The organism is Actinomycetota bacterium, from assembly GCA_041658565.1.
Classification (GTDB): Bacteria; Actinomycetota; AC-67; order AC-67; family AC-67; genus JBAZZY01.
Genome location: JBAZZY010000011.1, coordinates 46403 through 68226, shown reverse-complemented (window position 1 = coordinate 68226; position 21824 = coordinate 46403). Strand labels below are relative to the sequence as shown.

15 protein-coding genes and 1 riboswitch are annotated in these 21824 nt (G+C 62.3%); of the genes, 12 read left to right on the top strand and 3 right to left on the bottom strand.

The features are described 5' to 3' along the window. Positions 1-53: 53 nt before the first annotated feature. The 7 genes from WDA27_07825 (at position 54) to WDA27_07795 (ending at position 13946) form a co-directional block, all read left to right on the top strand. The gene (locus tag WDA27_07825; GenBank protein ID MFA5890844.1) at positions 54-3473 is read left to right on the top strand and encodes a helicase-related protein; all 3420 of its coding nucleotides are present in this window, start codon (positions 54-56) and stop codon (positions 3471-3473) included. Then, entirely contained in the window at positions 3445-6135 is a 2691-nt protein-coding gene (locus WDA27_07820; GenBank protein MFA5890843.1) for a DUF1156 domain-containing protein, read from the top strand. Before WDA27_07825 ends, WDA27_07820 begins: the two co-directional genes overlap by 29 nt. Before the next feature lies 1 nt (position 6136). Continuing rightward, positions 6137-8962 carry a DUF499 domain-containing protein gene (locus tag WDA27_07815; GenBank protein MFA5890842.1) on the top strand — a complete coding sequence of 942 codons (2826 nt, stop codon included), beginning with the start codon at positions 6137-6139 and terminating at the stop codon, positions 8960-8962. Positions 8963-9141: 179 nt separating this feature from the next. Beyond that, a complete protein-coding gene (locus WDA27_07810; protein MFA5890841.1) occupies positions 9142-10359 on the top strand; it encodes a hypothetical protein in 1218 nt (405 codons plus the stop codon). Beyond that, entirely contained in the window at positions 10360-10965 is a 606-nt protein-coding gene (locus tag WDA27_07805; protein ID MFA5890840.1) for a hypothetical protein, read from the top strand. Continuing rightward, positions 10962-13103 (top strand): AAA family ATPase, encoded by a 2142-nt coding sequence (locus WDA27_07800; GenBank protein MFA5890839.1) that lies wholly within the window; start codon positions 10962-10964, stop codon positions 13101-13103. The genes WDA27_07805 and WDA27_07800 overlap by 4 nt, the downstream gene beginning before the upstream one ends. Positions 13104-13664: 561 nt before the next feature. Continuing rightward, positions 13665-13946, top strand: coding sequence for a hypothetical protein (locus WDA27_07795; GenBank protein MFA5890838.1), 282 nt, complete (start codon positions 13665-13667; stop codon positions 13944-13946). Between the two features lie 412 nt (positions 13947-14358). Here WDA27_07795 and WDA27_07790 read toward each other — a convergent pair whose 3' ends face one another. From WDA27_07790 to WDA27_07780, 3 genes are all read right to left on the bottom strand, one after another. Further along, positions 14359-15561, bottom strand: a complete 1203-nt coding sequence (locus WDA27_07790) for a Fic family protein (protein ID MFA5890837.1) — start codon at positions 15559-15561, stop codon at positions 14359-14361. 283 nt (positions 15562-15844) lie between these two features. Further along, a complete protein-coding gene (locus WDA27_07785; GenBank protein MFA5890836.1) occupies positions 15845-17743 on the bottom strand; it encodes a CocE/NonD family hydrolase in 1899 nt (632 codons plus the stop codon). A 57-nt stretch (positions 17744-17800) separates the two neighbouring features. Further along, positions 17801-17953, bottom strand: a complete 153-nt coding sequence (locus WDA27_07780; protein ID MFA5890835.1) for a hypothetical protein — start codon at positions 17951-17953, stop codon at positions 17801-17803. 71 nt (positions 17954-18024) lie between these two features. Between WDA27_07780 and WDA27_07775 the strand changes: the two genes are divergently transcribed. From WDA27_07775 to WDA27_07755, 5 genes are all read left to right on the top strand, one after another. Further along, positions 18025-19104 (top strand): saccharopine dehydrogenase C-terminal domain-containing protein, encoded by a 1080-nt coding sequence (locus WDA27_07775; GenBank protein ID MFA5890834.1) that lies wholly within the window; start codon positions 18025-18027, stop codon positions 19102-19104. A gap of 3 nt (positions 19105-19107) precedes the next feature. Further along, a riboswitch (SAM riboswitch) is annotated at positions 19108-19218 on the top strand. 36 nt (positions 19219-19254) lie between these two features. Next, entirely contained in the window at positions 19255-19620 is a 366-nt protein-coding gene (locus WDA27_07770; protein MFA5890833.1) for a hypothetical protein, read from the top strand. Beyond that, the gene (locus WDA27_07765; GenBank protein ID MFA5890832.1) at positions 19610-19852 is read left to right on the top strand and encodes a hypothetical protein; all 243 of its coding nucleotides are present in this window, start codon (positions 19610-19612) and stop codon (positions 19850-19852) included. The genes WDA27_07770 and WDA27_07765 overlap by 11 nt, the downstream gene beginning before the upstream one ends. Before the next feature lie 75 nt (positions 19853-19927). Then, a complete protein-coding gene (locus WDA27_07760) occupies positions 19928-20983 on the top strand; it encodes a winged helix-turn-helix domain-containing protein (GenBank protein MFA5890831.1) in 1056 nt (351 codons plus the stop codon). 31 nt (positions 20984-21014) lie between these two features. Next, on the top strand, positions 21015-21743 hold the full coding sequence (locus WDA27_07755; protein MFA5890830.1) for a nucleotidyl transferase AbiEii/AbiGii toxin family protein: 729 nt from the start codon (positions 21015-21017) through the stop codon (positions 21741-21743). The last annotated feature ends 81 nt before the right edge of the window (positions 21744-21824 follow it).

Genomic DNA, 21824 nt, shown 5'->3' with positions numbered 1-21824 from the left:
GGAAGGGTTGAGGACGATAGCGGGGACCTGGGATTTGTCTAGAACGGGAACAGATGGCAGTTGATCTCGAACGACTTAAGCCGGGCGCGCAGGTCCGCTTCCGAGGGCGCCCGGAAGTCGTATCGCTCATCGCGGTCTCCCCCGGCCCGTACTGGGAGTTCGTCTATAAGGCCGCCTCCGGACTTGGGGGGCTGACGCTCGCGGAGTCTGAGCTCGACGGCATCGAAATCGTCGAGCAGCGAACTGAGCTCCTCTTCGACGGCGACCCCAACGAGTTCCGGCTAGGGATTGAAGCGCATCGAATTCAGATCGCCTTTGCTTACGAGATGGCTGCCCTGGCGGTTTCGAACGTGCAGCCACTGCCGCACCAGCTCGAAGCCGTCTACGACCACTTCCTTCGCGAGCCGCGGCTTCGGTATCTACTCGCCGACGACCCCGGCGCGGGCAAGACGATCATGGCCGGCCTGTACATGAAGGAGTTGATCCTGCGCCGCGCCGGCGACCGGATCTTGATCGTCACGCCAGCTAACCTTCGCCCACAGTGGGCGCGCGAGCTTGCGGACCGATTTCAACTCAACTTCCAGCAACTCGAAGCCGTTCACTTCGACGCTTCCGCCACTGAGAACCCATGGGATCTCTACGACCGCATCATCGTTAGTCGCGATTTCCTTCGCACGGAGCGCGCGCTCGAAGCGTTCGAGTCATCTCAGCGCGATTGGGACCTCGCTGTCATCGATGAGGCGCATGGGTTCACGGCGTACGTGGACGGCAAGGGATTCATCAATCGAAAGAGTCAGCGATATCAGGCCGCAGAGGTGGTTAGTCGCCGAAGCCACCGTCTCGTTCTCATGACCGCAACGCCGCACAAGGGCGATGACGGAAGCTTCTGGGCCTTGCTCAGGCTCTTGGATCTCGACGCGTTTGGCGATCGGTGCCCTAAGAAGGTGGAGATTCCTCCGCGTACCTTCCGCAAGGTACCCAAGGAAGAGATGAAGGACATGTCGGGGAACGATCTCTTCAAGCCCCGGCATCCGCAGACAGTCGCGTACGAGCTTGAGGGTGCGGAGTGGGATCTCTACGAGGCGGTCACGGATTTCGTCTCGACCAAACTGGCGGCGATCCGTGGCGACTCAGGACGGACGACCGCAGGTTTCGCTCTCACAACGATGCAGCGTCGCGTCGCCTCGAGCGTTCGAGCCATCCGCCGCACGCTGGAGCGTCGCATCGAGCGCATCGAAAAAGCCCTTGCCGATCCCGAGGAGTATCTGAAGAAGAAGAAGGTCTTTCAGACTTCAGTTCTTCCCGAAGGTGAAGACATCGAAGACTACGACGAGGAAGACCTATGGAAGTTGGAGGAGAAGGCTCTTGAGGAATGGCTTCCCGATACGATCGCGGAGCTCGAAGCGGAGCGCGAGGCTCTCGGACCGCTGCTGAGTCTTGCAGAAGAGGTTGAAGGGAAGCGTGTTGAACGCAAGTTGACGGAACTCCTTGACGTTGTCCAAACGCAGGGCTTGAAGGAAGATCGACGCAAGCAACTTCTGATCTTCACCGAGCACAAAGACACCCTCGAATATCTCGTCGAGAACTTACAGAAAGACTTCGAAGTCGCAGTTATCCACGGTGGCTTGAAACTCGCGGATCGCATCGCTCAGGAGCGCTACTTCCGCGAGAAGGCACAGATCATGGTCGCCACCGAGGCCGCCGGAGAAGGTATCAACCTTCAGTTCTGCCATTTGATGGTCAACTACGACATCCCCTGGAACCCGAATCGACTCGAGCAGCGCATGGGTCGCATCCACCGGATCGGTCAAACGGAAGACGTGTACATCTTCAACTTGGTCGCCAGCAATACGCGTGAGGGCTACGTCCTCAAGATCCTCCTCGACAAGATGGTGCGCATGGGGTATCTCCTCGGCGACAAGGTCTTCGACGTCATCGGGGGCACCTTCGCCGGCTACAAGTTGCGCGACCTACTTGAAGCGGTTCTTGCTCGAGAGATCACTCGCGAGGAGGCTGCAGAACGGCTCGGTGGAAGCGAGGCCGACCCTGCCTCTCTAGCGCGCGCCCAAGAACTTCTTCAAGATGCGTTGGCGCAGCACCATCTCGACTGGCAGATGGAGCGCGCCCGGCATGCAAGAGCTGAGGAGCGTCGCCTGCCTCCCAGTTACTTCGAGCGGTTCCTGACCGATGCGATTGCATTCGCTGGCGGCAGGGTCTCAAAGAGACTCGACGGAACACTCCGAGTCGAGCGAACTCCCGACATTCTCGTCGCGCAGAGCCGAACAGCCGGTGCCACGCGACAGATCGCTAGCACGTACGAGAGGTTAACGTTCGACAAGTCTCTCGCTCTAAAGCCGCGATTAGAGGACGAGGCCGCCTTGCCTCAGGCTGAGTTGTGTGGGCCCGGCCATCCGCTCTTTGATGCTCTTGTCGACTTCGTGATTCAGCGAACGCAATCGGCCGTGGCGAAAGGAGCTGTTTTCTTCGACCCGGACGCTACGGAACCGTCCGTAATCCGGATGCTGGTCTCGGACGTTATCGATGGAAACGGCGAGGTCGTGCGGCGCAGTCTCACTTCCGCTCGAGTGACCAGGGAGGGTGGTTTCGAGAGAGCTCCGAGCCGGCCCTTATTCGACTACGTCCCTACGACCGAAGAGGTTCGGCCTGCAAGTAATGAAGTGACCACCGCGATCTCGCCGGACGCACCCGAGTTGGTGATGTGGTCGCGCCAACATCTCTTCGAAGACGTCTACCAAGAAACCGCCGAAGAGCGCACGAGAGTCGCATCCATTCAGGAGGACTTCCTTAGGAGATCCTTCAATGCCTTGCTTGCGCAGGCGGAAACGGCTCTGATCGCTGGGGAGGAAGAGGTAGAACGAGGCGTGTCCGGTGCAGAGGGACGACTACGCAAGGTGGAACTGACGAAGGCGCAGCACGAGCTGCGCAGACGGCAGCGATTGGAAGAGGCGGAACGAACAAGGACCGTGAACCGCGGACCTGTTGTGGTCGTCGGTGGAATGCTTCTTCTGCCGCTCCCCCGTGATGGAGAGGTGCAGAAACCAGTTGGCAAGCCCCGCCAAACCGACGACGAGATCGAACGAATCGCCGTTGACGTGTCCATGCGCTACGAGCGGAAGGAACGTCATGCCGACTGCATCAGCGTTGAGGCCGACAACGTCGGATTCGACTTGCTTTCGACGCGCAGCCTAGAGAGACGTTGTATCGAAGTGAAGGGAAGGGCAGGCGTTGCGCGCGTTGAGTTGACTTGGAGCGAGTTCGCGAAGTCGCAGGAACTCGGGGACGACTACTGGCTGTACGTTGTTCTCGACTGCGGCACCCCGTCGCCGCGTCTCTACCGCGTGCAGAATCCTGCGCAGACCCTTGCTGGGGCTTGGCGACCCTCGCTCGATGTCCGGTATCGGGTCGATCCGGAACCCGTCATTGATGCAGCAGAAGGCGGAATTGATGAGTGACCGTCGTCTCATAGAGGAGGCGCTGCCGCTTGCGGTGATAAACACTGAGTCTGCACGCGAGAAGTCTCTTCGTCACGGGCACATCTCGACGATGCACCTGTGGTGGGCGCGGCGTCCTTTGGTCATGAGTCGCGCTGTGGTTTTCGGCACGCTCATGCCGGATCCAGGAGATGCGGTTCGCCGCAAGGAGATACTTGATCTACTCGCCCATGCCTCTTCCTTCGAGGCTTCGGTGAGCCAGGCGCGTATTGACCCACTTCGGAAGCTGCTCGCCGGTGCCTACCCGGATCGACCACCAAAGGTTCTCGACTGCTTCGCTGGCGGCGGCTCCATACCTCTCGAGGCGCTCCGCCTCGGCTGCGAGACTACTGCCGTCGATCTCAATCCGGTGGCTCATCTAATTGAGCGCTGTGTTCTCGAGTATCCGCAGCGTTTCGGACAGATGGACGAGCGCGGCACTAACACTCTCGTGGATGACTTGGTGCGATGGGCGGCGTGGGTGCGAGCTCATGTGGAGCCACAGCTCAAGGGAGTCTTTCCTGCTGACGAGAAAGGGCGTTCACCCGCAATCTACTTCTGGACCCGCACAATGATATGCGCCAACCCTTCCTGCAAGGTCGCGATTCCACTCCTTTCGTCATATTGGCTCGCCCGCAGTTCCCGGCGCTCTTCGTGGGTCGAAGTGGCAGCCAAGCCGGACGAAATCGATTTGATCGTGCGTTCTGATCCCGCGCCCAAAGATGTCGACCTGTCGATCGGGACCGTTAAGGCGAGTTCCGTAACTTGCCCCGCGTGCGGTTCATCGTCGGAAGCCAAGGCCGTCCGCGATTACGGGAAGAGGGTCGGCTTCGGTCGCCGTCTCTATGCCGTCCTAGAAATCGAAGGTCGCGTCCGGACTTATCGGATGCCGCGACCTTCCGAAATTGAAGGCGCGGAGGCGCTGGCACAGGCCCGGCTCGGCGAGCTCAAGGAGACTCCAGATGGTACGAGCGCCCTGCCGGATGAGCCTATGGTGAAGTCGCAGTACCGGCGCTATGGAAACCTTGTTTACGGTATCGACACCTTCCGCGGTTTGTTCAACGATCGCCAGCTCTACGTTCTTGGTTCCCTCTGTCAAGCTGTCCGCGGCGCGCACGAACAGATGATTGCGGAGGGCATGGACGCGGACCGCGCTGTGGCAGTGTCCACTCTTCTCGCGCTTTGTGTAGATCGAACCGCCGACTACAACTCATCTTTCACTAGTTGGCTTCCGACGCTGGAAGCTGTCGCCCATACCTTTCCGAGGCAGGCGATAGCCATGGTTTGGGATTATGTAGAACCGGATCCTTTCGGGGCAGGCTCCGGAAGTTGGGAAGGCGCGGTCCGCTGGATCCGCTTGGCTCTTGAACACTGTTCCTCGACCGGCTCGACTCCGGCGGTAGTGCAGCGCGGCGACGCTCAGCACCTGCCCTTTCCCAACGGCACGTTCGACGCTGTCGTGGTTGATCCCCCCTACTACGACGCAATCCAGTACGGAGACCTCTCCGACTTCTTCTATGTTTGGCTAAAGCGAAGCGTCGGCCACCTGCATCCTGGCGTCTTCGCCGTTCCGTTGACCCCGAAGCAGCAAGAGGTCATAGAAACCCGAGCAGATAAGAAATCGCCAGAATACATTTCCCACGAAGAGTTTGAGACACGGCTCCAGCGTGCTCTCAACGAGATGGCGCGCGTGGTTAAGCCGGACGGCATCGTCTCCATCGTCTTTGCTCACACTGACGTTGCGGCGTGGGAGCGTCTGCTGCGCGCACTCCGAACCGCCGGCCTCGTGGTGTCAACGTCGTGGCCCATGCGCTCCGAGCGTGCGGCGCGCAGTACGGCGCAAATCAGCGCAGTCCTTGGCTCCTCGGTGGTGCTCGTTTGTCGTCCGCAGCAGGCCCACACCGAAGGGTTCTACGACGACATCGTGCGTGCCCTCGAGACGCGCATCGCGGAACGGCTCGATGCGTTCGAGGAGATGGGATTGGTTGGAGCCGACTACTTCGTTTCTGCCATCGGCCCAGCCTTTGAAGTGTTTGCCCAGTATTCAAGAATCGTGCGACTCTCTGGTGAGGAGGTTGACGTCGCAGACTTGATGGTTCTCTCGCGGCAGGCAGTCGCGCGTCACGCCATGAGACGCCTTCTGGGCGCCGACTCATTGACAGGTCTAGACCCTGAGTCGCTCTTCTATTTGACGTGGCGTTGGGCGTATCTGACGGCGTCAATCCCAGCCGATGAAGCGTACAAACTAGAAAGAGCCTTCGATGTCGATCTGAGTCACCTCTCTCGGCCTGGGGGCATCGTGAAGCAGCTTGGTTCGAACTTTTCGGTACTCGGACCTCATGAGAGAAAGAACATAAGAATCGGCCCATCTCCCACTTTGGTTGATGCGCTACACGCGGCATGCCAGCTCTGGGATACAGGTCGTCGAAAGGAACTGGAAGAGCTCTTGGCAGCGACGGGGATGGGCGCTACGCCGACCTTCTGGAGCGCCGCTCGAGCCCTCGCTCAGTGCCTCCCAGAGAGTGAACGAGAGAGAACCATGCTTCTCGGGCTGGAGGGCAACCGTGACAATCTTGCAGAGGCGGCATCGAAGTTGAATACGCGCGTCGAAGAACTCACTCTATTCGATCCGAAGCGAATCTGAGATGGTAGATAGCCTTCCATCGTGGCGGACGGTCGCCCAGCCACAACCCGATATCGCCAACGGTTCTTTCGACGAGTCTCTCTTCGCGGCCGACCTCGGTCTTGTTGATCGCGGTAGAGGACCGGCAGATTACCTCGATCCTATGACGTTCCTCGAGAAGACGTACCTCACAGAGAACCTCTTAGCGACTCTCGGTGAGCTGGCTCGTAGACTCTCCGGCGACTCATCCGCTGCCGGTGTATTTCGCCTGCAGACTGAGTTTGGCGGAGGGAAGACTCACACCCTCCTGGCCGCCTACCATTTGTTCCGGGATCCACAGCGTGTCGCGCAGACCAAGTTCGTGAAGGACTTGACACAACGCCTCGGACTCTCGGATTTGCCCAAGGCCAAGGTCGTTGTTCTAGATGGAAGCGCCATCGTTGCCGGCAAGGCTGAGAAGGCGGCTGATGGGACCAAATTGCATACGTTCCTTGGGCAGCTCGCCTATCGCTTGGGAGGAACCGACGCGTACGCGCCGTACGCCGAGCAAGATCGCGCACTCTTGGGTTCGGGGACGCACGAGTTAGCAGGACTCCTTGAAGCCAACGCTCCTTGTCTGATTCTCCTTGATGAAACGCTCGAGTATCTAAACAAGGCTCTTGAGGTGAAGGCACATGACGGAAGTCTGGCGACGACGACTCTGACGTTCATCAAGGAGCTGTGCACCGCGGTTTCGAACGTCAAAGGTGCTGCGGTGCTTGCCACGCTCACGAGCTCGCATCTGGAAGATTACTCGACGGCGATCGGGCAGGAGATGCAAGAGCGCTTGTCCCTCGTAGTTGGTCGTCAGGAGAACATCGTTACCCCAGTAGAGGGCGACGATATCTTCCCGATTCTTCAGCGACGCCTCTTTGTTTCGATGGGGGACGAGAACGAGCGCAGGCGCGTTGCTAACGCGTACGCGGACTATTACGAATCTCTTGGCGATGCAGTTCCTGGCGCGTTTCGCGAGACGTCCTACCGGGACCGTCTTGTAGCTGCTTACCCGTTCCATCCGGAGCTCGTTGACATCCTGACCAATCGTTGGGGTTCGCTTTCGGGCTTCCAGCGCACCCGTGGTGCACTCCGTACGCTCTCGCACACGGTCAAAGCTCTGTGTCAGCGGAAACACGCGGCGCCGTTGATCCATCCCGGGGATGTACGGCTGGACGACTCTGGCATCAGAGGTGAGGTGCTTCGTTTCGCCGGCGAGAGCTACAAGGCAGCGCTAAACGCTGACATCATTCGGCGTGACGCGAAGGCCCCCGAAGAGGATCGCAGGAGGGGCGGGCAGGTTGACGCGCTCGGAATCGCGACGGGTCTCGCCACGACGGCCTTCTTGAATTCATTTGGCGCCGACAAGGTTCTCGGGGCCTCAGCCGCGCAGATGCTGCTTGGCGTAGGAAGGCCCGGGCTAAGTCGCGGACTGATCGAGGATGTACGCGACGCCCTCGAAGGCGCGCTCTGGTACATGCGACTCGAAGGCGGCCGGTATCGCTTCACGACTGAACCGAATCTCAACAAGGTGGTTATCGAGAGAGAGGGTGCGATCGACGATGAGCGCATCGAAACTCTCCTGCGTGAGGCGATCGCAAGGGTAGCGCCCGGAAGTGCAACCTTGAGGGTGGAGACTCGGGTGGAATCCTCCGCTGACCTACCTGATGATCCGCGGCTAACGGTAGGGATTCTCGATTTCTCGATGCGGATCGGAGGCGACGAGACCTCTGACACATTGCGAGCGGCGCGCGACATTCTGGAGCATCGCGGCTCAGCCTTTCGGGCGAATCGAAACGCGTCGATGCTGGTCGGCGCCGACGCTCCAACGTTGACTAAGGCGCGAGCATCAACGCGAACACTTGCTGCGCTCCGCGATCTGAAGTCCGACAAGCATCGACTCAATCGATTCAATACAGAGCAGCGAGAGCAGCTCGAGAAGCGGCTTGCGACTATGGAGGAAAGGGTCCCACAACAGGTAGCGATGGCATACCGCCATCTGCTGCTTCTGGGCGAGGGAGACAATGGCGGTGCCGCTCTGGATCACATCGATCTTGGACCGGCGAAGGTCGATGTCAAGATCGATCAGCGAGTCCTCGAATACCTTCGAGGGGCCGACCGGATCGTCGAGGAGACACTTGCGCCCGCCGCCTTGCTGGCGGCGCGATTCGGCCTCCTCCCTGAGGGAACTGAAGCTGTAGAGCTCGATACGCTTCTGTCTTATTTCGCGCGATTCCCCCGACTCCCAAAGCTCGCGAGCCCAGCCGTACTACGAAGCTGCCTCGTCGAAGGAGTTCGCAGTGGTCTTTTCGGTCTTGCGAGCGGATCATCTTGGGATGCGCCCGAAGCCATCCTGAGGTTCGAGCGCTCCATCGACCCGACCGAGATTCAGTTTCAGCCCGGAACGTTCCTCGTGCGCGCTTCGGCAATCAGGGAGATGATCAAGGAGCGGGCACCTACCGATGGCGATGCACCGCAGGCTGAGACGACATCCAGTACTCGAACTGGACTCGTAGATACACCTTCGGCGCCTGCCGAGGCCGACAAGAAGGCGAAAGTCGGCGGCCCGGCCTCAATTCGATCGGTGACGATCCGCATCTCGAACGTGCCTGGAACCAAGGCTCGAGAAGTCGTAAAGGTAGCGGTGCTACCGCTGTCCGCGTCGAGCACGGAACTCGCTGTTGACATGGTCATTCGCGCGGATGGAGGTATGGCCGGGATTCCACAAGAGACCCTGAACCTTGTAGTACTGGAAGGGCTTCGACAACTTGGCCTGAGCGACGTCGAAGTCGAATCTATCGAGGACGACGGCTAATGCCGGAGTCGAGCGCTAACTTGCTTCCGACCGAGTTGCTCGCTGCCATCGTCGCCGATGGTGGTGGGCGTGTCGCGCTCGTCCTCGGTGCAGGCTGTTCCTTTGAGCCGCCGACCGTTCTTCCTCTTGCGCGAGACTGCGCTGAAGACGCTCATCGACGGCTTGTGGCGGATTCTGTCTTGACTGAGGGCGAGTGCGCTGACCCGCGCGATCTCTCGGCCGTTGCCGACGCGGTCTTTGCAAAGACAGGCTCCCAGCAGGAAATCGTCCGACGTCTTCCGGTTGTGAAGTTCCAGAATGCAAGCCCGAATGAGGGGCACAAACTCTTGTGCGCGTTGCTTCGAGAACGTGCCATCGGCTCAACGCTTACGCTAAATTTTGATCTCGCCATCAGCCATGGACTTGCTGCGATGGGCGCGGCTGGAGACATCGCCGTCATTTCCTCTCCGACGCAGTTAGCTGACTTAGGTGCGAGCAACGTCATCCATCTGCATGCGGACGCGAATGCATCACCGGAGACATGGATCCTGCGGACGGATCAGCTTGAGACTCTGTGGAGAGATGGCTGGCAGGACCTTGTCACAACGAGAGTGATTACTGCACCTGTAGTCGTCTTCGCCGGCTTGGGTGCTCCCGCCAGCGTTCTGGTTGAGTCTGTGCGAAGGATCCGTGCTGCACTCCCCAGCCACGTGATCATTCACGTAGATCCGGGCGCGTACGGGAGTTCCGAATTCACTTCGGCGATCGACGTGGTAGAGGAACGATACGTGCGGCTCGGCTGGTGTGAATTCATGCGTCGACTCGGTGATCGGGTAGCCGCTGAGCAGTTAAGCGCGCTGGGGAGCGCCGCCGCCAAATTCCTTGCTGAAGAGGAGTGGGAGGATCCCGGCTGTGAGGACTTGGTCACGCTGCTTGCGGCTCTTGGTCTTCTTGGCCTCGGCCAAACTCGCGCCGCTTGGTTCTTGGATCAGGGGGCCTATCTTCCCGCAATGGATCTTGATCTGGAGGCGATGGCCGTACTCATTTACGCGATCGCTCTTACGGCACGTGTAGGACGATGCGACGTCGTTCCACAGCCGAATGGCAATCTGGAATTAAGGCGTGAGTCTCGGCTTATCGGGCACCTAGTCCCTGCTTCAGGACGTGGTACGAAGAGCCGCACGAGGATTGAAGCAGCCTTGCGCAGCCTCGGTAGGCTCGGATCCCGATACGCGTACGAACCGGTCGTCGTATTGATTGCATCATCCCTCGGGGCCGACGCAATTAGTCCGCCCGATGATCTTGTGGCCCAGTCGTCACCCGAGAGCCTGGTCGCGCCCACACGAGAGGCGGTCGTCTTGAGCATTGAGGAGCTCAGAAATGATCCAACTGCCTTGACAGAAGCCTTGGGGGCGTAGATGGCGACTCTAAGTTCGCTTACTTCTGAGACGATCCTTGCGGAGGCCGCGAGGTTATTGGAAGACGGCGGTTACCACGTGTTGCGCGACGCCGAGCCTCTAATCGGAGTTAGTTCCGACCGGGGGCTAGTCGCAGAAGACAAGTACGGAATCGTTACCCTCGTGGTCTTCGGTACGTGGGCGGATCTCTGGCGTGAGTGGACGGATGTTCAGGGAGCGTTGGTGTCGCTCATCTCGGATCGATTCACTCGTGGCGAGGCGAAAGCATGGGAGGGTTACTTGGTTCTTCTCACGGCTGCGCCGATTGGTCCTGATGCTGTCCAGCAAGCGAACTCGATCCGATACGACACGCACCGGGTGCGGAAGCTCGTAGGAACCGGAGAGGACCTGAAGACGCTCAAGGATATCGATAGAGTTCTCCTTCCTCTCATGCCGCTTGGACCGTCAGAGTTGCCTTCGAGCGACGACGGCTCGTTCCTCGCGACTCTTCCGGAGTTGCTGGCCGGACGTGGCGTCAACCGAGGCGCGGCCGACGCACTTGTGCAAGCCTTTCGTTCACGACAGCCTCTGATGGAGAAGCTTCACGAGTATTTGGGGGAAGAATGAGGCTCCTGTCACTTGAGGTTGCGGGCTTCCGCGCATTCCCGAAGCTGGTGAACTTCAATCTCGACGCCGATGCTGTGGTTGTTACCGGGCCAAACGGAACGGGGAAGACCTCACTGTTCGACGCCATCCTCTGGGGGCTGACAGGCAGAATTCGTCGATTCGGAACCCGCGAGAGCGATGTCCTGTCCCTCTATTCGCAGTCGGGTCAGGCGCAGGTCTCGATTGGGTTGCGCGACGCCAGCACGGAGTTGCGGATTAGCCGCACTTTCGATGGGGACCGCTCCCGCGTCGTTGTCGATACCGGGGAACGCACCTTGGAAGGGCCGAGTGCCGATGTGCGGCTCCTCGAGCTTCTCTGGCCGGCAGCGTTGATAACCTCGGATCCCGGGGACGTCTTCGATACGGCGCTCACTCGGAGTGTCTATCTTCAGCAAGATCTCGTGAGGCAGTTTCTCGAAAGCGATCAAGAGGCACGCTTCCAAGTGGTTAGTGAGCTCGTTGGTGCGGGTCGCCTCAACGAATTGCAGCAGGAACTTGAGAGTGCGCGTAACTCGTGGACAAGAGCCCGCACTGAGTTGGAGAAGCGCACACAAGCCGCCGCGAAGTTAGCGGAAAACCTAAAGGCCCGACTTGAGCGACTTGCGGATCAAGACGCCCACACTACGGCCCAGCTGGAGGATAGTTGGTCGAGTTGGTGGCAAGAGATCCAGACCCTGAGGGCGGACGTCGAAGTTCCGCAACTGGGCTCTGGGAGAGCGGCTGGGGCTCTCGCAGAAACATTGCAGCTTCTTCAAGCCGAACGCCGGTCCGTAGAGCGCCGACGTGGCTCTGCCGAATCTCTACTTTCGGAGGTTCAGCAGCGACCGGCTATTTCTCCCGACGAAAGAGTGGAACTGGAATCGTTGCGGAGCCGATTGCTCGGAGTTGAAGAGACAATCATCGCTGCTAACGAACGACTGGCACAAGCACGAGTGGACGCTGCTGAGCGACGTCAACGACAGATCGAGCTACGTGAAGCACAAGAGGAGCTTCGGACACTTGCGAGCCTGGCGTTGAGGCACCTGGATGAGCGTTGTCCTGTATGCCAGCAAGAGTACGACCAGCTCTCTACTCGCGCACGGTTAGAGGAGCTTGCTCATGCGGGACCGGGAGAGCTCACTGATGACCTCGCGTCCGATGCAACGAAAGCGTTGACGTCCGAGGTCCCAACTCTCGAGCGCGACGCAGCGACTATGCGCGCGCGGATCAACCAGTTGGAGTCCGTCGTTAAGCGCATGGAGGAATGGGAAGCCCAGATTGCGAAAGGCGCGACGGATTTGCGGATAGCAACAGAGTTACCCGAAATCGAGAACTCGGCGCGGGAGCTAGTCGCGCAGTGTCAGCAAGCTACCGATGCAATCGCCCGGCTCTATCAATCTGGAGAGCAACTGGCGATCGAACTTGCGCGCGCTAGCGAACTATCCCAGCGCGAGGACTTGAGTACTCAGCTGCTTACCGCAGAGCGCGAATACGAACAGCTTGAGCGAAGACTCGGAGCTCATACGAGAACGCGCGAGTCGGGGTCCGCGATTCTTGAGGCTCTTCGGGACGTCGGTCACGATGCAGTTGCAATGCAGGTGAAACGGATCGAACCGCTGGTCGAGCGGATCTATTCCCGAGTGGATCCTCATCCTGGCTTCACTGAGGTCAAGCTAACGACCGCACTGTACAGAAGGAAGGGTCAGATTAGCGCACGAGTAGGGGATCCCCACGAGTCATTCACCGATCAGGATCCGCTCCCGGTGCTAAGTAGTTCGCAGCTGAACGCGCTAGCTGTTTCAGTGTTTCTCGGTTTGAACCTGGGCGTGCCGGCGCTGCCTCTCCGCGCCGCGCTGCTTGACGATCCACTCCAAAGCCTCGATGACGTGAATTTACTCGGGCTCGTCGACGCATTGCGTAGAACTAAGGGGCTGAGGCAGTTGATCGTGTCGACGCACGATCCGCGCTTTGCGAGCCTACTTGAGAGAAAGCTCCGTCCTGTGGGAGAGAAAGAACGCACCCTGATGATCAAGTTTGAAGACTGGACAAGAGAGGGCCCGACAGTCTCTCAAGCGTCGCTGTCACCCGAACCCATCGACTTTCGAGTCGCCGCAGCCTGAATTGGCCGGAGGATGCTCCCGGGACATCGCGTTGAAGCGGTCTGGGGTCCCGAAGGTAACCCTAGTATCCTCCGGCGTATGGCGTCGCCCTCGGAGAAGAGCGCCAAGAATATGACGGGCCGGCGCTCTGCCGCTTTCGTCTGCCCGATCGGTTACCGCCTGACGCAACGCGCGCGGCGAGGCGTATGTCCGCTCCCCGGTCACGACCTTCGTCCTCTCGTTCGCGAAGACGTCTCTGCTTGCTCGATGCGCGGGCCATTGTCCTTGGCCGACCGCGCTCAATCCATGTGAGCGCGTGCCGCATCGAGCCACGCCGGAACACCGGGGTCCGGTGCCAGCTCAAGCAGCCGCCGAAGCAGACCGAGTCCGTCGTGCTTGCGCAGTCCGAACCTGGCGGCGAGAGCGACGCAATGGCATCGGCCACCGTCCCCGGATCGTCGGTGGCCTGTGGTCCTCAGCCAGGTCGGCAAGAGTCGGACCCGCCAGACGACCGTCGGTCTCCTGACCGTCCAGCTCAAAGAGCAAATACTTAGTACCGAAGTACCAGGGTAGGAGGTAGGGATGGAGCCGCGCCAGACGAGCCATCAGCCCATCAAGGTCTACGAGAGCACCAAGGAGCAGGTCCGGCTTATGGCGGCCGTGTCAAGCCTGAACCAAGCCGAGATCGTGGAGAGCGCCGTGAACGAATACCTCGAGCGCCACGCGGAGGAGTTCGCGCTTGGTTTGAAGCGTGCCCGCGAGGCCCTGTTCCGCGGCAAGCACGACGCGATCGCGTACCTGCTTGATGAGAATGTCGACGACGTTCGTCGCGTCGCTGGATCTGCTCCCGCTGAACCGCGTTAGACGCTCCGCAGGCCAAGTCGCGCCACCTCGAACCAATGCAGCGGCCCCGTTGGCCAATCAGCGGTGAAGTCCCACTCGGCATCGCCGACCGCGCGGTCGAACACAGCAAAGATGGTGTCGCGGAGACGGGCGTTCACACCGCGTCCGTTCACGTCCCGAGTCGAGACCGCGATCCAGATCTCCTCCATCCCTTCCGTGCGGTCGATGTAGATGCGAACGTCAATGCTCTCGGCCAGGACCCCGGCGACTTCGACGGCGGGCTTTCCACGTGCGTTCTCCAGGTGGGCTTCATCGATCCACGTTGCACCGCGCCGTGTCGCAGCCGAGCTACTCGATCAAGAAGCTTCGCGCGCGCGGAATCACCCTGGGAGGTCTCGCGCGTCGAGCTCGCGTGGCTTCGGTGCTTTCGGCATCAGGTTGAGTGGTCCTCATTGTCGGCCGGCGCGATCGCTGGCAGAAAGGCGGCCATCTGATGCGCGCTCGCCCGGTAGTTGTTTCTGCCGACACGCGTGATCAGATCGGCACCCTCCAACCGATTTAGGTCCCTCGAGAGCGTGCGAGGGCCGGTCTGCGCGTACTGGAGGGCGAGGCGCGGGGTGAGGCCGGTGAGCTCGGAGCGCGGAACCGCGCGATCGACGGGCATCGCGAGCACAAGCTCACGCTGACGATCAGACGCCTTCCCCGTTGGGAACCGGGACATCACCTCGTGGACGAAGTTGATCCAGGCGACGCTGAGCTGCTGCATGCGCACTTCGTCGATCTGGCTTCGGATGCCATCGACGAAGCCTTCGATCGCATATGTGATGAACCCGGTGATGTCACCGCCGGACTTGCCGGCCTTATCGAGTTCTCGGTAGTAGCGGTCGCGGGTGAGGTTGTAGTGGTTCGAAAGCAGGTGCGCGGCCGGAAGTGGCACCTTGCCCGACCTCGCGAGGATCAGGAACTCGACGAGTCGGGCCGTTCGACCGTTGCCATCGCCGAAGGGGTGTATCCACGCGATGTAGAGATGGGCCAGGACAGCGCGGACAAGCATGAGCGCGAAGTCGATGTCGCGGTCGGGTGCTTTGAAGTCGGGGCCCTCCAGCCAATCGCCGAGACGATCGAGCAGGTACTCGCAGTCCTCCGAGGGAGCGCCGCGGTAACGACCCACGACGACAGAGTGCGTGCGAACCTCACCGGCGACCGTTGAGTCGTCGAGCTGGTCCTCGAGCCCGACAAGGACCTGGCGGTTGAAGTCGCAGAGCAGCTCGCGTGTCAGCTTTGGGTACTCGCCGTGCTGCACCTGCGCGTCGATCTTCGTGAGCGCGTCCAGGACGTTGCGAACCTCGATCTCCTGGTACCTCCTCGACGGGGGTGCCTCGAAGCTGCCGTCGAGGATCCCCGCCACCTGCTCCTCGGAAAGCGTGTTGCCCTCGATGGCCGTGGTTGCCTGTGCACCCTTGATCAAGGTCACCCGGTAGAAACGCTTGGCGATCTCCGGTTTGAGCGGAGCCCCGGCGAGGTGCTCGCACTTTGAGCGCGCCTCGCCGAGCAACATCCAGAGCCGCGGGTGGACCTCGTTGAGCGCTCTCGCGTTGAACGCGATCCAGGGATGGGACTCCTCGTAGGGGCGCACGTCGACCACCCTACTTAATCGACCCCCTAGAATGTCAACTGAAGTGTCCATTCAGATGTCCACTCACGGAGCCTTCCACCGGCCGACGAGCGGGCGCATCGCCGTCAAGGTCATCAACCACCCCGGGGACGAGGTCACGGAGGTCTCCAAGGTCTGACTCGCGACCGCACCCCGGCGGTGGTGCGGACCGACCGAAGAGAGGCGGCCGACATCACGGACCTCGGGAGCGAGGTCTACGCGCGCCGGGTTCCGACTCCCTCTTAGATGAGGTTTACGCGCCTCGCTAGTTCGCAGTTGCGGTGAATTCGGCTTTCAGGGCCTGCAGGCCGCCCGGGACGAAACCTGCGTACAGATACGTCGGGGTCTCGGGGCCGGTGAGGACTTGCAGGACGCCGCCGGCCACATCCCGCAACGCGGATGTGTTCACCACCGTGTGGGGGAAGTCGCTTGATTTCAGGGTGAGGCGGAGGCGGTGGCCGGGTTGCAGCACGACGGACATCGGGTTGATCTCCATCCACATCTCGTAGGTGATGTCCGGCTCCAGTTTCGAGATCGATTCCTTCGTGAATGGATGCCAGGGCATCACGTACTCGTCCCCGTCCTTGACCGAGCACGCGTCGATGACCGGTGTCGCGCACGGGGTCGTGGTGAGCGCGCGCAGCGATGCCAGTTGCGCCCCGTAGGTGTAGGCGACGGTGGATCCGTCGGGCGCGACGTCGCTCAGGATCGCCACCAGGTTCGCATCGGGTCTGCTCGAGCGAATCCAGGTGCGCATGCTGATCGGCCCGTTGACCACGTAAGGCTCGTCGAACGCGGGCGTCGTGAACGTGATCCCCTCGGCTTCGGCAACGGTGTTGTCGGTGCTGCACGGGATGTCGGGGACCGCGCCGTACAGGTACTGAATCGTGTTGCGAGAACACGCGCCCTGGGTGGGCTGGAACACGATGTTGGTGGAGCCGTCCTCGGTCGGCGCCGCGCGCGACAACGTCCCCTCGCCCAGAGGCATCGCGGATGCGTCCAAGTACCAGCGCTCGTGCTGAATGGCGGCGGGCGGGTCTTGGCGCTGGGCGACGTAGCCGTCGGCTCCGTAGTACCAGCGTTCCACCGGAGGAGAATCCTCGATGCCGTTCTGGATTCCTCTCGCCCACCGGTCAAACCACGCGAGCGCCAGTTCCTCGAGAGTCGGGACGGGACGACCGTGATCGTCCACGGTCCCGGGAGGCACTTCGGCGACGTGGTAGCCGGGCATCATCAACAGTTTCTTTTGCCCGGGCGGCAGGTTCAGCGCGTTGAACAGCAGTGGCTGCGAGCGTTGGAAGATGTCGAGTTCCGCTCCGGCGATGAAGACCGGAACCTTCACGTCACCGATGCGATCCAGAGGCGAACGCAGGTTGTAGAACTCGCCGTCGTAGCCGGAGGCCGCGGTCAAGGACTCGGGATCGCCTTCGCCGAAGACAGCGTCTCGGTCGGTGCCCATGTTGTAGCCAAGCGTGGTGACCGGGATGACCGTCGCGAGTTGAATCGCGTGCGCGGTGGCGGCGTTGATCGCGATCTCGGGGTTGCGCTGCGCGGTGATGAGCGGCTGCACGGTGCTCGGCCCTGCGACGAGTCCCCCGGACCAGGCGCCGAGGAACTCGATGTCCGACGAGCCACCCGACGACAAGATGTCACGGTACGCGTCGGCCATCGGCACGAGCGAGAACACCGCCTTCAACTGCGGGAGATCCTGCTCCTCGGCGGCCATCAGCGCGGTGATGCCCCCGTAACTGATGCCGGCGGTCACGACCGATCCATCGGACCATTCCTCCACTGCGATCCGGCGGACGACGTCGCCGAGATCCTTGCGCTCGCGGGTGTTCAGGACACCCCACATCCCCTCGCTCTGACCGGTGCCGCGCACATCCACGACGACGACCGCGTAGCCGGCCTGTAGAAACGGCTCGCGCTTGAGCGAAGTCGTGGCGACCGAGGCCTCGAACTCATTGGTGCCGTAGGGGCTGAACGTGAGCACGGTGGGGCACGGGCACCGGTCGTAGGGAATCCAGCGATCGGCGAGGAGCCGAACTCCGTCATCCATGGTGTAGACGAAATCGTTCTCGCGTTCGGGCTCGTCGGCTGACGCGACTCCGATCACTTGTGCGACGAGTACTGCAAGGACGATCGAAACCCAGCGACGACCCATGGCCCCTCCTCCGCGTGCTCTCGTGTCCTGGTTCGACGCCGCCGGAGGTGTCCCTGCCTAGGGGTTGGCGCGCTTTGGACCCAGAATGACGAGGGTGATGCCGATCGCGACGAGCGGCGCCCCGATGCTGAAGATCGCCGGGATGCCCACGAGGATCAGGCTGCCCGCGACAACCCAGTAAAGGCGACCCGGCATCCCTTGGCGGCTCATCTGGGTTTGAGTCTATCCACCGCCGCGTCGCGTCTTGCGCGCGCCGCGCGCGGCGAGTTGTATTCGGAGGCATGAACGTTCTCATCCTTGGAGCCGGCGTGCAGGGGCGCGTGGTCGGGGATGCGCTCGCGCGCAGGGGCGCGCGCGTCACGCCGGCCGACATCAATCCCCCGGCCGGAGGTCTCGTGCTGGACGCGCGCGATGCGGTTGCCGTCGAGGAGGCGGCGCGCGGCATGGACGTCGCAGTCACGACGCTTCCCGCGAGCATCGGAACGATCGCGCTCCCGGCCTTGCTCGCGGCGGGGGTTCCGACGGTGGACGTGTCGTTCACGCTCGAGTTGCCGTTTCACCTGGACGCCGACGCGCGCCGCTTGGGCGTTCCCGTCCTTGTTGATTTCGGCGTCGCGCCGGGTCTTTCGCACGTGCTCGCGGCGGCGCTGGTGCGTGAACTCGGCGAGGTCGAATCGCTTCGCATCCTGGTGGGCGGGATGCCGCTGGAGCCTCCAGCCGGCTTTGGCCACGCGGTGTACTTCCATGCGCTGGATCTGCTGGGCGAGTACGTGCGGCCGGCCCGCGTGCGGCGCGCAGGACGCGATGAGGCGCCCGACCCGCTGTCGGAGACGACGCGCTGGAGCGACGAAGAGCTGGGCGAGCTCGACGCGTTCCCGAGCGACGGACTCCGCTCGCTGCTTGCGAGTTTCCCCGGCATCCCGGAGATGGAAGAACTCACGCTGCGGATGCCCGGCCACTTGGACGCGATGGCCGGTCTGCGCGCGAAGGGGTTGCTCGATCCTGCAAACCTCGCGCAGACGGCGCGCGCGCTCGAGCGTCACTTCCCGGGCGCGGATCATCCCGACCACCTCCTGATGGAGGTCCAGGCGCGGCGCGGGGATGAGGCGCGCGCCTTCCGGGTTCACGTGCAGCGCGAGGGCGCGCTCACCGCGATGAGTCGCGCGACCGCATTCACCGCGGCGGCCGGCGCGGTCGTGCTCGCGGAGGGCGCGTTCAGCGAACCCGGCGTACACGCGCCGGAGAACCTCGGGCCGCAGGCTACGGCGCGCCTGCTGGAGGAACTCGCGCGGGATGGGATCCATGTCGCGCGCGCGTCCAAATTGCGGCCGTTGCTGTCACCCCCGCGTGCTACAACATGAGTGGGTCAAGAGAGAGCAGCGCGAAGCCCTCCGGCTCGCTGCTTCGGCAACCGCGCCACCGCGCACGGTGCCTCCGGCGGAAGACCCGGCCCAGACATCGGGCAAGAGCGGGGCTGCCGATCCGAAAGGCGGCCTCAGAAGGAGGCCGTAATGCCGCAGCGCAGCAAGAGAAAGCCCGCTATCTACAGCGACCCCGCAAAGAGGTGCGGGTGGTACGGCCCGGGTCATGAGGTCCATTGGATCCAGGCGAAGAAGAGCTGGGAAGAGCCGGGGCTCGTCGAGGAAGGCGAGATCACTCACATTGAGTCCGGCCTGATCCGCGTTCGCATCGGCTCCGAAGATCGCGAGTATTGGAACCACGACACCGAGTGTCTGAGACGAACCGTTCGGCGCCGCGGCAGACGCGTCGTCGTGCAGGAGCGCTGGAGCCTGCTGAAGGTCCCCTCGACCCGGGGCTACTCTTGCTTCTGCATTGCCAAGTCCGGCTCCCCAAGGGTCGAGTGCAATGGACACTAGGTGCCCGACATGCGGTCGGAATGAACTGATCCCCATCGTCTACGGCCTCCCGCTGGGAGACCTCTTCGAGCGCAGCGAAGCGGGAGAGATCGCGCTCGGTGGGTGCACCGTGTCGCCGGATGCCCCGGCGCAGTTGTGCAAGAACTGCGCCGCACGTGTGGGTCGCCTCGCCCACAACAAGGAGGGCCTCGGCGGTGCGGCATTCCTAAGCATCCATCCGCACACGTCTTGATCGATCCTCCCTGGTGGGGCGGCATTCGCGGCACACTGACTAACCACCCACCTGCGGGACGGGCTATGGTATTCTGTGTTCGTGCATCCCCGAACACCGCACAGCGTGAAAGCCGCGAAGGACCTAGCCGCGGCGCTGTTCGCGCTGGGCTTCAACGAGGTCACGCCGGCCGCGGGCCCGACCCTGAGCGTGCGGGCGGGCGGCACAGACCTGAGCGTCACCGTCGAATTCGCGTCTGCTCCCTCCTCCTCCACCGTCGGGCAACTCGTCGCGTCCGAGCCGGCCCCGGCGCGGCCCGATCGGCTACACGTCCTCGTCTCGGATCGCCTTTCCTCTGCAGCGCGCGCCCGCCTGCGCGAGGGCGGGTGGGGCTGGCTCGATCGTCGGGGCCACTTGCGGCTCTGGGCGCCGGACCACGGAATCCGTATCGAGACCGAGATAGAGCCGCTGCGCGCGCGGCGCGCGCCGGACTACCAAGATCCGTTCGCGACCGGCGTGGGGCTGGACGTCGCGATCGCTCTGCTGATCGAGCCGGATCGCCCCACGTCGGTCAGGGCGCTGTCCCGTTCTTTGGCCCGCTCGGCGAGCGCCGTCTCGGTCAGTCTTCGGCGCCTGCGCGAGGCCTCGCTGGTCACCGAGCGGACCGAACCGCTGATCCCGGAACTGTTCGAGGAACTCTCCCGCTACTGGGCGCCCCGTCGCATTCCACTGGCGCGCGCCCCTCTGCCCGATGATGTCCGGTCGCTCCGACGGATGGAGTTCAACTTCCACGATCCAACGCTGCCGGGCTGGGCTCTCACGGACACTCTCGCGGCTCATCACTATGGGGCGCCGGTCGTTGTCGCAGACACGTATCCGCCGGACTTCTACGTGCCCTCGGACGCAGTGCTGCGAGACGCGACGAGCTATTTCGGTTTGGCCCCGTCTTTCGAGGCGCGTGCGTGCACCGTCGCGGTTCCGCCCGCGCGCGCCGCGGTGACGACGCGGGTCGTTCCGGCGGGCGGCGCAGGCGCCGAACTGCTGCTCGCGCATCCGCTGTTTGTCGCGCTGGAACTCGCGCGCGATCGCGCGCGCGGCCGGGAGATCCTGGATCAATGGACCCCGCCCCCGGAGTTTGCGCGTGTCTGGTGACACCACATTCCTCAGCGATCGAAGCGGGCAGTTGACGCGTCTCGTTCAGGCCATCGATCAACTAGAACACCGAGGCCTGCCGCAACACGCCCTCGTCGGAGGCATCGCCGTGATCGCGCGTCTTCAACAGCCCCACCGCGCGACCGCAGACATCGATGCGGTGTATCTGGGCGACGAGGGAGACGCCGTCCAGATCCTGCTCGCCCATGGCGCGCGCCCTCAAGCAAACGGCGTCATCCTGGCAGGAGGCGAGAAGGTCGACCTGATCTCGGTCGGTGACTATGCGGTGGCAGATCTCCCGGAGAACGCGGGAGAACGCGCGTTTGTCCTCGCGCATCGCTGGGCCCTCGACGGCGCGTCCCGGCTGACACTGGTGGTCACGACCTCCGGCGGTGCCGTCGCCGCCGCAGTGACGACTCCGGTCGCTTCGGTAGCGTCGCTCGTCGCGATGAAACTCGCATCGACACGTGCGCGCAGACGCGGTGCGCAACACAAGCGTGCGAGCGACGTGTTCGATGTCTTCAGACTGCTCAGTGCGCATGACGCGGACGGATCCGTCGCACGCGCGCTGCAATCGGCTCCCGGCGACCTCGCTCCGATCGTTCGCGACCTGGCGAGCGTCGTCCTCGTCGAAGAAGCGGTCCGTTCCGCGCGGTGGCTCCAGGCCGCCGGTGACCCGCAAATGCAAGACGTCACCGCGGAAGACCTCCGCCGTGTCGGCACGCCCTTGCGGAACAACTTGGGCACCGCAACCCCTTAGACGCGCTGCGCGACGTGCGCGGCGACCGGCGACCGTCAGTGCTTACCTGTACGGCATACAGGCTGTATGGCATACCCGTTC